Source organism: Allorhizobium sp. DMC15, assembly GCF_056314065.1.
Map to the genome: position 1 here is coordinate 94,359 of NZ_JBQUZB010000003.1, position 13,276 is coordinate 107,634.

Here is a 13,276-nt window from a genome sequence, read left to right on the forward strand (position 1 = left end):
AGCATGAATGGATTTCCAAGGGCCAGGCCGCAACGCCCGGCCCTTGTTCATTTTCAGCTGAGTGCAAAACCGACCGTCCGCAACCAAAGGATCGATTCAGAACGGTAAGCGGATATCTTTCCAGCATTTTTTCCCTTTACGGCCGATCGCGCCATGAGGGCAGGGCAGGCTCTACGAAGGACGGCGTTGTGGCGACAGCGCAACAGCGCGGCGCTGATGTGGTAGATTGTTTCGCGAGCGATAAAAAAATAGGCGATTGACGCAAAATTCATCCAAAGGGGCGGCATTTTGACGTGCTCGTCAAATGGATTACGTAAAAATTTCGCGAATTGAGGGCGCGGCTGACAAATGGAACCCGATTGTCATTCTGTCGCACATGTCTAGTATGGCAAATCACAGTTTTGCCTGAATTGGGGAGAGACATGGCGAACAACCTGAAAAAAACGACCGCCCTCGGACTGATCGCCGCTTGTGCCTTTGTGGGAGGAGCACAGGCAGGTGGCTTTTCGCGCGGCGAAGCCGACACGGATATCCTCTACGAGGACGGCACGGTGGCTGCGCGCGGCGGCTATGTCTACGTGATGCCGCAGCGCGGCTATGAGACCATCGACGGTGCGGCTACGAGCGATGGTGACTTCACCAACAACTACTCGGTGCCATCATTTGCTGCAAAGTTTCGGGTATCCGATAATTTCTCATGCGCATTGACCTATACGGAGCCTTTTGGTGCCTCGTCAGAATACGGTGCTGATGCCCAGCAAGCCGATCGCGATGCTGACGTTGCGTCGCCAGGCTGGCCCTTTGGGCCGTTTGGCAACGCCGTGATTGAGTCCGGATTTGAAAGCACCGAGCTGGGTGGCACCTGTGCCGTTAACTTTGGTGTTGGACCGGGTCAGCTCTATTTCATCGGTGGGGCGTTCACGCAGTCTTTCGATTACACCGAGGTGAAAGACTTCGGTACGCTGAATCTTCAGGATGATAATGCTTTCGGTTATCGTCTTGGCGCCGGATACGAGATTAAGGAATATGCCCTGCGGGCGGAGTTGATGTATCGCTCACAGGTTGACCATGATGCCGAAGGAACTTTCTCAAGCAGTGCTCTGCTTCAGTCCCTTAATCCCCTGATCCCGTCGCTGTTGCCTGCAACGGGCACAGGCTCGCTGCCTCAGTCTCTCGAACTTAGCCTGCAGAGCGGCATTGCGCCCGGCTGGCTTGCATTCGGCTCGATCAAGTGGACAGACTGGAGTGTTCTTCAGACACTGAATTACACCATCACCGGACTGGGTCCGCAGACCAAGGACTTCTTCTGGCGCGACGGCTGGACCATCTCTGGCGGTATTGGTCACCAGTTCACCGAGACGGTCTCCGGCGCGGTGAGCCTGACCTGGGATCGTGGCGTCGGCACGGGTGCGGATATCATGACCGACACCTGGACGATTGGTGCAGGCACGCAGATCAAGGCGGGTCCGGGCGTTGTTCGCCTTGGTGCGGCCGCGACCTATCTGACCGAAGGGTCGCAGTCGACAGCTGATGGCGCCGACTTCGATGCGACCGTCGGCGGCGACTGGGCCTATGCGGTGAGCGCCTCCTACAAGATTTCCTTCTGATCTTTCATTGACGCAAGTCTGATCGAAGCCCGGCTTGCCCGGGCTTCTTTCGTTTGACCGGTCGGCACCGGGCTTTTCAGCTTTCCGGAATGTGATGATTCTGCAACAGAGACTCTATCCTTATCGGCGGTTCCGGGTTGCGCCCGATTTGTCCATTTCCCGCCACAAACGAAGAGCACCTCTGCTGCCAAGAGACGGCGGGGCGCTGTTTCAGGCGGGTGACCTTCGGGTGGTGTGTGAGTTGAGAATGAGCCTCAGGGGCGAAAATAAGGTTCGAATACAAATGGTTTCGGTCGCTTTCGGGGGGCGGTCGGTGGTTCTGGAAAAAACGCGGACGCGGAAAATATCCGATGTCCCAGTCTTGCCGGAAATCGGTTCTACTCTCTTTTGCATGCAAAACGGAAAGCAACGACGGCGCTATGGTCGCCGCGGTGAAGGGTACGGTTATGAACCGTCCGTTCACGGATTGAATGTTATCTTCACACCGGACGCATTTGGTCTGGCCATGGCGGCGGGGCGGGTGCTCTGATGTCAGTCATGTCTTGGAAGAACGACGCAACCATGCGCATAAGGGACTGGAAGTCTTCGGCTCTACTTCTGACGGCGACCGCATTTCTGCTGTCGCTGAGCCCCTCCGCGCAGGCCTTCGACATCAACGCCGGCGTCAGCAAGGAATCCGGCCCTTTCGACCTCTTCAAGTTCGGCTTCAACGCCTACAAGAAAGGCCAGAAGCAGGAAGCCGTCGAAGCCTATCGCTACGCGGCCGAAAAAGGCCATACCGGATCGCGCTGGGCGCTCGCCAACATGTATGCCGCCGGTGACGGCGTCGTCGAGAACGACTTCGAAGCCTTCAAGATCTATGCCGAGATCGCCAACCAGGGCATCGAGCCCGGCTCGGAAGACACCGGCTTCTTCGTCAATGCGCTTCTGTCGCTCGCCCGTTATTATCGTCAGGGTATCCCTGAGACGCCTGTAAAGGCGGACCTCGCCCAGGCGCGGCAGATCTATTTCCAGGTGGCATCGACCTTCGGTGTGCCGGAAGCACAGTTCCAGTTGGCCCGCATGATTCTGGCCGGCGAGGGCGGCAGCGTGAACGTTCAGCAGGCCAAGAAGTGGCTGAACCTTGCACGGAAGAGCGGCCATGCCGGCGCCATGTCTGTCTTCGGCAACGTGTTGTTCGAAGAGGGCCAGACGGTTCGCGGCCTCGCCTTCCTGACGGCCGCGCTGGAGCGGTGCAATCCGAAGGATTGTCCCTGGATGCAGGATCTGCAGGAACGTGCCTTCTCCCTGGCCTCGGAGGAAGACCGGCGTGTTGCCGTGGTGCTCGCGCCAAAGGTCTACGAGCAGGGGGACTGAGTTGTCCTGACGATGTTGAAATGAAAATGGGCGCCGCGGCGCCCATTTCCGTATGGGATCAAGGCGCGCCCATTCAGAACGCGAAATGCCCGACCACGGGCACATGATCCGAAGGCTTTTCCCAGGCCCGAACATGCTTCTCGATGTCCGTCGAGCGCAGACGATCAGATGCTTCGGGCGACAGCATCAGGTGATCGATGCGGATGCCGTTGTTTTTCTGCCAGGCACCGGCCTGATAGTCCCAGAAAGAGAAGAGCGGTGTCTCGTCATTGGTGGCGCGCACGGCGTCGATAAAGCCGAGGTTTTCCAGTCGGCGGAAGGCAGCCCGTGTCTGCGGCAGAAAGAGCGCGTCAGTGACCCACTGGCTCGCATCCTTGGCATCATGCGGTTCCGGGATGACATTGTAGTCGCCTGCGAGAATGAGCGGCTCCTCGAGTGCCATCCGCTCGCGCGCAAAGGATTCAAGCCGCGCCATCCAGGCGAGCTTGTAGGGGTATTTGACTGGATCGTCGGAGGGGTTGCCGTTCGGCAGATAGAGCGAGACGACGCGCAACACGGCACCTTCGACAGAGAAGACACCTTCGATGAAGCGGGCCTGCTCATCCGTATCGTCGCCGGGCAGACCGCGGTTCACTTCATCCGGCTTGATCTTGGAGAGCAGCGCCACGCCGTTGAAGCCCTTTTGGCCATGGGTCTCGACGTGATAGCCGAGCGCCTCGATCTCGCCACGCGGAAAGCCTTCGTCGACCGACTTGATCTCCTGCAGGCAGACGATGTCGGGCTGGCTATCCTTCAGCCACTGGCACAGGTTCTCGATGCGCGCTTTGACGCCGTTGATGTTCCAGGTGGCTATTTTCATCATCACTCACACGGAGAAGCTGGTGCCGCAGCCGCAGCTCGCCACCGCATTGGGGTTCTTGATCTGGAACGACTGGCCGAGCAGATTGTCGACGAAGTCGATCTCGGAGCCGGCCATGTAGATGAGCGACATGGGATCGATAAGCACAGTGGCGCCATCGCGCGTGATCACGATGTCGTCGCCGGCCGGCTGGCCATCCAGGTCGAACTTGTAGGAAAAGCCGGAACAGCCGCCGCCTTCGACGGAAACGCGCAGCGCCTGCTTGTCCGCTTCTGCGGCGACGATCGCTGCGATTCGCTTCGCAGCGGCTTCGGAAAGGGTGACGGTCTCGGTGCTCATTCGGCCTCCTGCCGGGTTCAAGGCCCGGTGAAAACGGTCTTTTCGTCGCAAATCACCGCATTGTCACGCAAAAACGCGATTTTTGATCCGGCGGGGCGGTCCGAAACCGGTTCGGAACCCGCATCGCCTTGCGGCTTTGTCCGCTATAGGTATGAAGGCACAAGAGTTGCGTCAATGGGGAGCAGGCGGCACGCGCATGACGATCGATCAAGCAGCACTGGGTTTCGGCACCGGGCAGCGGGCGATATACGCCACCGACCCGTGGAAAAGCCGTGGCCGGCTCTTCCAGGAAGGCGGAAGCCTGACCCGCTCCGAATTCCAGCGCGACCGCGACCGGATCGTCCACACGACAGCCTTTCGCCGCCTGAAGCACAAGACCCAGGTCTTCATCGGTCCTGATGGCGACCATTATCGCACGCGGCTCACCCACACGATCGAAGTGGCCCAGATCGGCCGTGCGCTGGCCCGCGCTTTGAAGCTCGACGAAGATCTGGCGGAAGGGGTGGCGCTTGTTCATGACTTTGGCCACACGCCCTTCGGCCACACCGGTGAGGATGCGCTGCATGAGGTGCTGAAGCCCTATGGCGGTTTCGATCACAATGCCCAGTCATTGCGCATCGTCACCAAGCTCGAACGGCGTTACGCCGATTTCGACGGGCTGAACCTCACCTGGGAGGCGCTCGAAGGGCTAGTCAAACACAATGGTCCGCTGCTGACGAAGGACGGGCAGGGGACGCGTGGTCCGGTTCCGCAACCGATCCTCGATTATTGCGAGATCCACGATCTGGAACTGGCGAGTTTCGCCGGGCTCGAGGCCCAGGTGGCAGCCATCGCCGACGACATCGCCTACAACACCCATGATATCGACGATGGCCTGCGGTCCGGCTACCTCACCTTCGAAATGCTGGAAGACGTGCCTTTCCTCGCAGGGCTGATGAAGGAAGTGCGCGATCGCTATCCGCATCTCGATCCTGATCGCTTCACCCACGAGATCATGCGCCGGCAGATCACCCGCATGGTCGAGGACGTGATCGGTGTCGCTCAGGACCGGTTGAAGACAGTCGAGCCGCAAAGCGTCGAGGATATCAGGGCAGCCTCGATGACGATTGCCACCTTCTCCGATCAGATGGCCGAGACTGATAAGGCGATCAAGAAGCTGCTGTTCAGCCGCATCTACCGCCATCCCGACATCATGCGTATCCGCGCGGCGGCGGCCGAGATCCTGACGGACCTGTTCAAGGCCTATATGAACGACCCGACACTGATGAAGAGTCACTTCTGGGTCAACCATATCTCCGGTCTCAATGACGGGCAGAAGGCACGCCATGTCGCCGACTATCTGGCCGGCATGACCGACACCTATGCGGTGCGCACCCACCGCGAGCTGTTTGACCGGACTCCGGAATTGCGATAGGCAGCCGACAAAATTCTGAATGGACACGGGTGCTCGGCACCCGTGCGCAGGGACACGCCATGAACCTCTTCGCCGACTTCGAAACCCGGATCAAAGCAGCGCTCGACGAGATCGAGGCGGTGCGTGAGAAGCGCGACAGCCTCGACTTCAGCCGTATCGTCGTCGAGCCGCCGCGTGATGCAAGCCATGGCGATGCCGCGACCAATGCCGCGATGGTGCTCGCCAAGGGCATGGGCATGAACCCGCGTGCGCTGGCCGACCTGATCGGCGAGAAGCTGAAGCAGGACCCGGACGTCGCCGAAGTCGGCGTTGCGGGCCCCGGCTTCATCAACATCCGCCTGTCGGTCGCCTATTGGCAGCGGCTGCTCGCCACCATGATCGATCAGGGCACGGATTTCGGCCGCTCTTCGGTCGGCAAGGGCCACAAGGTCAATGTCGAATATGTCTCGGCCAACCCGACCGGACCGATGCATGTCGGCCATTGCCGCGGCGCCGTGGTCGGTGACACGCTCGCCAACCTGCTCGGCTTTGCCGGCTACGAGGTGACCAAGGAATACTACATCAACGATGCCGGCGCACAGATCGATGTGCTCGCACGCTCCGCTTTCCTGCGCTACCGGGAAGCCCTCGGTGAAGATATTGGCGAGATACCCTCGGGCCTTTATCCGGGCGATTATCTGGTACCCGTCGGCAAGGCGCTCGCCCACGAGTATGGCACCAAGCTCCTGACCATGCCGGAAGACGAGATGCTGGCCATCGTCAAGGATAAGGCCATCGACGCGATGATGGCGATGATCCGGGATGATCTCGCGACGCTGAACGTCCATCACGACATCTTCTTTTCCGAGCGCACGCTCCATGCCGGCAATGCCGCAAAGATCCGGACCGCGATCAACGACCTGACTTTCAAGGGCCATGTCTATCGCGGCACGCTGCCGCCGCCGAAGGGCCAGCTGCCGGAAGACTGGGAAGACCGCGAGCAGACGCTGTTCCGCTCCACCGAAGTGGGTGACGACATCGACCGGCCGCTGATGAAGTCTGACGGCTCCTACACTTATTTCGCGGCCGACGTTGCCTACTTCAAGGACAAGTTCGATCGCGGCTTCTCCGAGATGATTTATGTGCTCGGCGCCGACCATGGCGGTTACGTGAAGCGGCTGGAAGCCGTCAACCGGGCCGTGTCGGAAGGCAAGTCGAAGCTCACTGTGCTGCTCTGCCAGCTGGTCAAGCTCTATCGCGACGGCGAGCCGGTGAAGATGTCGAAACGCTCAGGCGATTTCGTCACGCTGCGCGAAGTGGTCGAGGAAGTGGGCCGCGATTCGGTGCGCTTCATGATGCTTTACCGGAAGAACTCCGAACCGCTCGACTTCGACTTCGCCAAGGTGACGGAACAGTCGAAGGACAATCCTGTCTTCTACGTGCAGTATGCCCATGCGCGTTGCATGTCGATTCTGCGCCAGGCGAAGGAAGCTTTCCCGGACCTCGAGATCGAAAAGCTCGACCTCGCCGGTGCCGTATTGGGACAGATCGAAGATCCGACGGAACTGTCGCTCGTTGCCAAACTCGCCGAATATCCGCGGATTATCGAGGCGGCCGCACTGTCGCAGGAGCCGCATCGACTTGCATTCTACCTGCATGATCTGGCAAGCTCGCTCCATGCGCATTGGAACAAGGGCAAGGATTCGCCCGAATTACGCTTTGTTAACGATAAACATAGAGAATTAACCATCGCCAGGCTTGGGCTGGTGCATGCTGTCGCCTCCGTGTTGAAGTCGGGACTGGCCATTACCGGCACCGAAGCACCGGTTGAGATGCGATAACAGCGTCACCAATTCCCCACATTGCGCTGGCAGGCGTATGGTCGCGTAAGTGAGTGGAAAACGGTATGGTACAGCAGCAGGCTGCAAACAGCATTCGGTCGCAGGGCGACGGCTTCGCGGATGACGATCCGCTGGCGGAGCTTGCCCGAATTGTCGGCTTTGATCAGCCGCTGAAGCGCGAGCCCGTGATGTCGTTGCCGCCGGTGCCGGATATGGCGTCGGCAGAATTCAATCTCGAAGACGAGCTGATGCGGGAGTTCGAGGGCTACGAGCAGCCGTCGTCCGCCCTGTCGGAGATGCGTGCGCCCGAGCCTGTGGTCCCGCATGCGCCTTCGCCCGTTTCGGTTCGTGAAGAGCCGAGCTTCGCCCCCGCATCGCCGGCCTTCGGTGTTGATGTTCCTTCTTACGAGCCTCCGGTGCCTGTACCTGCCATCGAGCAGTTTGAAGAGCCGGCTGCGATTGCGCATGAGCCTCCGGCCCCGGATGTGGCGATTTCCTATGATCTGGCCGACGAACTGGAACTCGCAGTTGCGGATGCCGACCTTCGGCCTGCGCCGGCCGTGCAGGCCGAGCCGCCGCGTCTTCGGCTTCCGCTCGCAAATTTTTCCGCTCAGGTGCAGCCGGTTCGTCGCGCCGAGCCGGAGCTTTCGCAGCCTCCGGAGGTCCTTGCGCCTGAGGTTGTTCCGCCGGTTGCGGCTGCGTCCTTTGTTGAAGAGCCTGTAGCGGTTTCACCCGTCGCGCCTCGGTCGCAGCCAGCCTCTCATTCTTCTTCCGCCGAGGAGCCGGTGTTCGAATGGGAAACCGGGGCTTTCTCCTTCGCGCCCGCCGAGAACACCGCGCCGCACAGCGTCCTGCCGAATTTTGCTGGTTCGGCGACCGCAGCGGATCGCGCAGTGTCGTTCGCGGCGCCGAAGGTCGATGCGGGTCCTGAGGTCGCTGCGCGCACCGAGCCGGATTTTTCGTTCGACTTCTCCGCCGATCTGTCGCTGGACGAGGGTCTGGACGTGGCGCCCGAGCCCATCAAGGCAGTGCCTGAAAAGAGCGTGCCGGTCCCGCTGGCCGATGACGATTTCGATCCTTTCGGTGATCAGGATTTCGAGCTGAAGCTCGATGAACTCGATCTGGCACTTGATCTTTCTGAGATCGAGCCCGTCTCTCCTGCCAGTTCCGTGACGGCAGTTGCCACGCCCCTGTCCAGCGAACCTGTGTCGCCGACCTATTCGACGGCCGCCGTTTCTGCTGCTGTCGCCCCGGCGATTTCTGCTGCCTGGGCGGCTGCTCCGGCGCGCAGCGAACCGGTGGTGGTGCCGCGCCGTGTTGAGCCCGAGATGCGGGTTTCTCCCGATGCGACGGCCTACCGCCCGTCTGTTGTGCCCACTCCGACGGTCACGCACTCTGTTCAGCCGCAAGCCCCGCAGCCTGCCATCCAGCAGGCCTATGTGCCCCCGAGCTATTCCGTCGACGACAGCTTCGGTTTCGATCCTTCCGAGATTTCCGAACAGGACGAGCAGCTTGAGAGCGTCGGCGCGCTCGACGTGCCGGAGGTGCCGGTCACCGAAACCCGTGCGGCAGCGCCGGCCCAGTCCGAATATGACATCGACATCGATGCTGAGCTTGCGACACTCTTTGAAGAGCCGGTTGCGCCACAGCCGCCGGTAAAGACGCTGGGCGCAAGCCGCGTCGTTGCCGACGCCGCGCCGGCCCGTTCCGCCGCGGCTGCACCGCTCGATGATTTCGATGCTTTCGAAAAGGCGCTGGAAGAAGACCTGCGCAGCTCGCTCAGCACGGCGCGCGCGATCGATCCCGAAAGCCGTGGCCACATCACGATTGCCGGCGAAGCCCAAGGGTTCCGCTTCCGTCGCATGAAGCCCTATCTGATGACCGGGACCGCTGTGCTTCTGCTGCTCGCTGGTGCTGGCGGCCTGTACGCCTGGCTCGGCAACGGCACGGTCGGCAGCCTTTCGGGCGGCGAGCCGCAGATCATTGCGGCCGACAAGACGCCGGTAAAGATCGTGCCGGAAAACCCGGGCGGCAAATCCGTGCCGAACCAGGACAAGGCCGTCTATGACCGGGTCGCCGGCAATGGCGTCGAGGATCCCAAGCAGACCAGCCTGATTTCGTCGGAAGAAGAGCCCGTTGACGTGGTCCAGCGCACGCTGATCCCCGAAAACATGCCGCTTGAAGGTGAAAACGAAGCTGCCGCGACCCCTGTGGGCGAAACGGAAGACCCTCGTCTCCTGCCTGACGGTCAGCCTCAGGAAACAGCCGCTGCAGCGGAAGATCCGGCCACGATCACGCCACGCAAGGTGCGAACCATGATCGTTCGTCCGGATGGCACACTGGTGGCGCAGGAAGTTCCTGCCGAAGCCGCACCTGCAGCTGCCAACACGTCCCCGTCTGCAGCCCCAACGTCCAGCCCGGCCGTTCTCGCGGCACCGAGCGTCCCTGCCGCAAAGACGGACGATGCGGTGAAGACGGTCGAGACACGGGTCGTGAACCCGAGCGCCCCGACTGAAGCGGCCGCTGCATCTCCTGCGACAACTGCCGCTGCTCCGGCGATGACGGCTACGGCTCCGGTTACTCCGCCGACAGCGGCATCGGCACAGACGGCCCCGCAGACGGTGGCCGAAATCGCTGCCGCATCGACCGCAGAGACGGATACCGCTCCGGCCGTCAAGGCTCCGATCCCGACCATGCGTCCGGCGGATCAGCCGGTCAATGTCGTCGGCACGGTGACCGATCAGGGCAATCTCCGTCCGTCGCAGCCGGCCGCGACGCAGGCACCGGCTCCGACCGAGACGGCAGCCGCCACGCCCGCAGCGGCGCCCGCTGCTGCACCGGCTGGCAGCTATGGTATCCAGATCGCTTCGCTGCCGTCTGAAGCCGAAGCACAGCGCAGCTATCGCAGCCTGTCGTCGAAATTCGGACTGCTGTCCGGCAAGCCTTACGAGATCCGCCAGGCCGACATCCCTGGAAAGGGCACCTACTACCGTGTCCGCATCGTGGCCGGCAGCAAGGACGCGGCCGTGGCACTCTGCGAGCAGTATCGCTCCGCTGGTGGCACCTGCCTGGTTTCAAAGTAATCGACTGCGCACTCTTTGACGAAAAATCGAGGCGGGACCGGGTGTTCCGCCTTTTTTCTTGTGCATGACCCTCATCCTTCGTCCGCCGAGACCTTCGGCTTTTCTCACACCCCCGGTATGATTCGCCCATGTCCCAGACCTCTTCCCCCGCCAAAGCCATGATCCTCGGTTGCCTCGGCCATCGCCTGACGGCAGACGAGAAGGCCTTTTATCGCGATGAACAGCCCTGGGGCTTCATCCTTTTCGGCCGTAATATCGGCGAAGCCGAGCAGGTGAAGGATCTCGTCGCCGAAATGCGCGAGACGGTCGGTGGTCGCAACGCGCCTGTGCTGATCGACCAGGAAGGCGGACGCGTCCAGCGCATTCGCGAGCCGATCGCCCCGCGTTATCCCTCCGGTGCCGAACTGGGCGCGCTCTACGGCGTCGATCCCGAAAAGGGCCTGCGCGCCGCCTGGCTGATGTCGCGCTTGCATGCCTTCGATCTTCACCGCCTGGGCATCAATGTCGATTGCCTTCCCGTCCTCGATGTTCCGATTGCCGGCGCGAGCAATGTCATCGGCAATCGCGCCTATTCCAACGATCCGTTTGTGGTCGCGAAGATGGGACAGGCCGCAGCGGACGGGTTGAAGGCGGGCGGCGTGCTGCCTGTCATGAAGCACATGCCAGGCCACGGCAGAGGCATGGCCGACAGCCATCACGACCTGCCGGTGGTCACCGTGCCGCGTGCGGAACTCGAAGCGCATGATTTCGTGCCGTTCAAGGCGCTGGCGCAGGAACTCATGGGCATGAGCTGCCATGTCGTGTATACCGACATCGATCCGGATTTCCCGGCCTCGACCTCACGCATCGTGACCGAGGAGATCGTCCGCAAGGCGATCGGTTTCGAGGGTCTGCTGATGTCGGACGATATTTCCATGAATGCGTTGAAGGGCACGATTGGTGAGCGTGCTGTCCGCATTGCGGCAGCCCTCGATGTCGTCCTGCATTGCCATGGTCACATGGACGAGATGCAGGCGGTGGCGGCGGCCGTCTCTGAACTTTCGGGCAAGGCGCGGGCACGGGCGGACGCCGTGGAGGCAGCATTCACCACGCCCGATAACGCCGACGAACAGGCATTGCGCGAGGAGTTCCAGACCTTGATGGCGGTCTCCTGATGGCGCGCGGCCCCGTCCATCCCACCGTAATCAACCGGCCCTCGAATGCCGAGACGCCGGCGCCGACGCCGATGGACAGCCTCTGGCAGGACAATGCCGAGGAACGGGCCGCAAGCGACCCTGCATTGCTGATCGATGTGGCCGGCTTTGAAGGTCCGCTCGATCTTCTGCTGTTCCTGGCCCGCAACCAGAAAGTCGACTTGGCACGGATTTCCGTGCTGGCGCTGGCAGAACAGTATTTGCAGTTCATCGAAAGCGCTCGGCGCATCCGGATCGAACTCGCCGCCGACTATCTGGTCATGGCGGCCTGGCTCGCCTATCTGAAGTCTCGCCTGCTGATCCCGCAGCAGGCCAAGGACGACGGCCCCTCTGGTGAAGAGATGGCCGCAACGCTCGCCTTCCGGCTGAAGCGCCTGGAAGCCATGCGCGACGCGGCCTCCCGCCTGATCAACCGCAACCGGCTGGGTCGCGATGTCTTTGCTCGCGGTGCGCCGGAGCACGTGCCCGCCCGCGCCGAAAGCGCCTATGAGGCCAGCCTCTACGATCTTCTCTCGGCCTATGCCTCGTTGCGTCAGCGGCAGGCGGTCACGCAGGTGACGATCGAACGTCGTCGCGTCTGGTCGCTCGCCGATGCGCGCGGCATTCTGACCCGAATGATCGGCGAAATCTGCGATTGGACGGCACTTGATCAGTTCCTGATCCGTTTTCTGGCTTCGCCCGAGGATCGCGTCACCGCCATTGCAAGTGCCTTCGCCGCCTCGCTGGAACTCGTGCGCGAAGGCCGGCTGGAGATACGCCAGGAGGGTGCCTTTCAGCCGATCTACATGCGAAGCGGCCCAAAGGCCGAAGCGCTCCACGCGGTCGAGTGAGGGGCCATGAGCGACATTGAGGGGGCATCCCTGGATCAGGAGACCGAACAGGGCGACGAGCACGTCGTCGACGAAGCGACGGTCGCCCGTCGTGAAGCCGAGGCACTGAGAATTGCCGAAGCCCTGGTCTTCGCTTCGGCTCAGCCGGTTTCGACCGGTTTCGTCGAGGAACGGCTGCCGCGCGGCGTTGATGCCCGCACGGTGCTGAGCCGCTTGAAGGACGACTATGCCGGTCGCGGCGTCAATCTTGTGCAGGTGGATGATCACTGGGCCTTCCGCACCGCCGCCGATCTTTCCTTCGCCATTCGCAAGGATGAGACGGAGGTGAAAAAGCTGTCGCGTGCCGCGCTCGAGGTCCTGGCGATCATCGCCTATCATCAGCCGGTAACGCGTGCTGAAATTGAAGACATCAGAGGGGTGCAGACCTCGAAGGGCACGCTCGACGTGCTGATGGAAGCCGGATGGGTGCGCTTCCGCGGTCGTCGTCGCTCACCGGGGCGCCCGGTCACGCTCGGAACCACGCGTGATTTTCTTGATCATTTCGGGCTTGAGGAGCTGCGTGACTTGCCGGGCCTGGAAGAGCTGAAGGGGGCAGGGCTGCTCTCGGGCCGCATCCCAGCCAACTTCAACATTCCCATGCCGCTCGGCTCCGATGACCTCACCGAGGAGGAAGACCCGATCACCCAGCTTGATCTGGAGGAACTCGGCCTCTTGACTCCGGGCGGTGAAGCAGAGGAATAGGGTCAGCTTTAAACTGGTAACCGGCCAAGCACGG

General features: G+C 61.6%; 10 protein-coding genes. 8 read left to right on the forward strand and 2 right to left on the reverse strand.

Going from position 1 to position 13,276, the window contains the following annotated elements; translation table 11 throughout:
* Positions 1 to 422 precede the first annotated feature (422 nt).
* Positions 423 to 1,607, forward strand: coding sequence for an OmpP1/FadL family transporter (locus tag ACT53S_RS14700; RefSeq protein WP_476067549.1), 1,185 nt, complete (start codon positions 423 to 425; stop codon positions 1,605 to 1,607).
* 528 nt (positions 1,608 to 2,135) lie between these two features.
* A complete protein-coding gene (gene exoR / locus ACT53S_RS14705) occupies positions 2,136 to 2,963 on the forward strand; it encodes an exopolysaccharide production regulator ExoR (protein ID WP_476067550.1) in 828 nt (275 codons plus the stop codon).
* Positions 2,964 to 3,036: 73 nt separating this feature from the next.
* Here the strand turns inward: exoR and xth are convergent, their stop codons facing one another.
* Both xth and erpA read right to left on the reverse strand, forming a co-directional pair.
* Positions 3,037 to 3,822, reverse strand: coding sequence for an exodeoxyribonuclease III (gene xth, locus ACT53S_RS14710; RefSeq protein WP_476067551.1), 786 nt, complete (start codon positions 3,820 to 3,822; stop codon positions 3,037 to 3,039).
* Between the two features lie 6 nt (positions 3,823 to 3,828).
* Positions 3,829 to 4,161, reverse strand: a complete 333-nt coding sequence (erpA, locus tag ACT53S_RS14715) for an iron-sulfur cluster insertion protein ErpA (protein ID WP_113377359.1) — start codon at positions 4,159 to 4,161, stop codon at positions 3,829 to 3,831.
* 196 nt (positions 4,162 to 4,357) lie between these two features.
* On the opposite strand from erpA, the gene ACT53S_RS14720 reads away from it, so the two are divergent.
* The 6 genes from ACT53S_RS14720 (at position 4,358) to scpB (ending at position 13,242) form a co-directional block, all read left to right on the forward strand.
* Positions 4,358 to 5,575 (forward strand): deoxyguanosinetriphosphate triphosphohydrolase, encoded by a 1,218-nt coding sequence (locus ACT53S_RS14720; RefSeq protein ID WP_476067552.1) that lies wholly within the window; start codon positions 4,358 to 4,360, stop codon positions 5,573 to 5,575.
* Positions 5,576 to 5,634: 59 nt separating this feature from the next.
* A complete protein-coding gene (gene argS, locus ACT53S_RS14725) occupies positions 5,635 to 7,395 on the forward strand; it encodes an arginine--tRNA ligase (RefSeq protein WP_476067553.1) in 1,761 nt (586 codons plus the stop codon).
* A 65-nt stretch (positions 7,396 to 7,460) separates the two neighbouring features.
* Positions 7,461 to 10,478 (forward strand): SPOR domain-containing protein, encoded by a 3,018-nt coding sequence (locus tag ACT53S_RS14730; protein WP_476067554.1) that lies wholly within the window; start codon positions 7,461 to 7,463, stop codon positions 10,476 to 10,478.
* Positions 10,479 to 10,606: 128 nt separating this feature from the next.
* Positions 10,607 to 11,632, forward strand: coding sequence for a beta-N-acetylhexosaminidase (gene nagZ / locus ACT53S_RS14735; RefSeq protein WP_476067555.1), 1,026 nt, complete (start codon positions 10,607 to 10,609; stop codon positions 11,630 to 11,632).
* A complete protein-coding gene (locus ACT53S_RS14740) occupies positions 11,632 to 12,501 on the forward strand; it encodes a segregation and condensation protein A (protein ID WP_476067556.1) in 870 nt (289 codons plus the stop codon). Before nagZ ends, ACT53S_RS14740 begins: the two co-directional genes overlap by 1 nt.
* Positions 12,502 to 12,507: 6 nt before the next feature.
* Positions 12,508 to 13,242 carry an SMC-Scp complex subunit ScpB gene (gene scpB / locus ACT53S_RS14745; RefSeq protein WP_476067557.1) on the forward strand — a complete coding sequence of 245 codons (735 nt, stop codon included), beginning with the start codon at positions 12,508 to 12,510 and terminating at the stop codon, positions 13,240 to 13,242.
* Positions 13,243 to 13,276 lie beyond the last annotated feature (34 nt).

Bases quoted from the DNA above. Each gene is read 5' to 3' on its own strand.
- ACT53S_RS14700 (WP_476067549.1), top strand. From the start codon at position 423: ATGGCGAACAACCTGAAAAAAACGACCGCCCTCGGACTGATCGCCGCT.
- exoR (WP_476067550.1), top strand. From the start codon at position 2,136: ATGTCAGTCATGTCTTGGAAGAACGACGCAACCATGCGCATAAGGGAC.
- xth (WP_476067551.1), bottom strand. From the start codon at position 3,822: ATGAAAATAGCCACCTGGAACATCAACGGCGTCAAAGCGCGCATCGAG.
- erpA (WP_113377359.1), bottom strand. From the start codon at position 4,161: ATGAGCACCGAGACCGTCACCCTTTCCGAAGCCGCTGCGAAGCGAATC.
- ACT53S_RS14720 (WP_476067552.1), top strand. From the start codon at position 4,358: ATGACGATCGATCAAGCAGCACTGGGTTTCGGCACCGGGCAGCGGGCG.
- argS (WP_476067553.1), top strand. From the start codon at position 5,635: ATGAACCTCTTCGCCGACTTCGAAACCCGGATCAAAGCAGCGCTCGAC.
- ACT53S_RS14730 (WP_476067554.1), top strand. From the start codon at position 7,461: ATGGTACAGCAGCAGGCTGCAAACAGCATTCGGTCGCAGGGCGACGGC.
- nagZ (WP_476067555.1), top strand. From the start codon at position 10,607: ATGTCCCAGACCTCTTCCCCCGCCAAAGCCATGATCCTCGGTTGCCTC.
- ACT53S_RS14740 (WP_476067556.1), top strand. From the start codon at position 11,632: ATGGCGCGCGGCCCCGTCCATCCCACCGTAATCAACCGGCCCTCGAAT.
- scpB (WP_476067557.1), top strand. From the start codon at position 12,508: ATGAGCGACATTGAGGGGGCATCCCTGGATCAGGAGACCGAACAGGGC.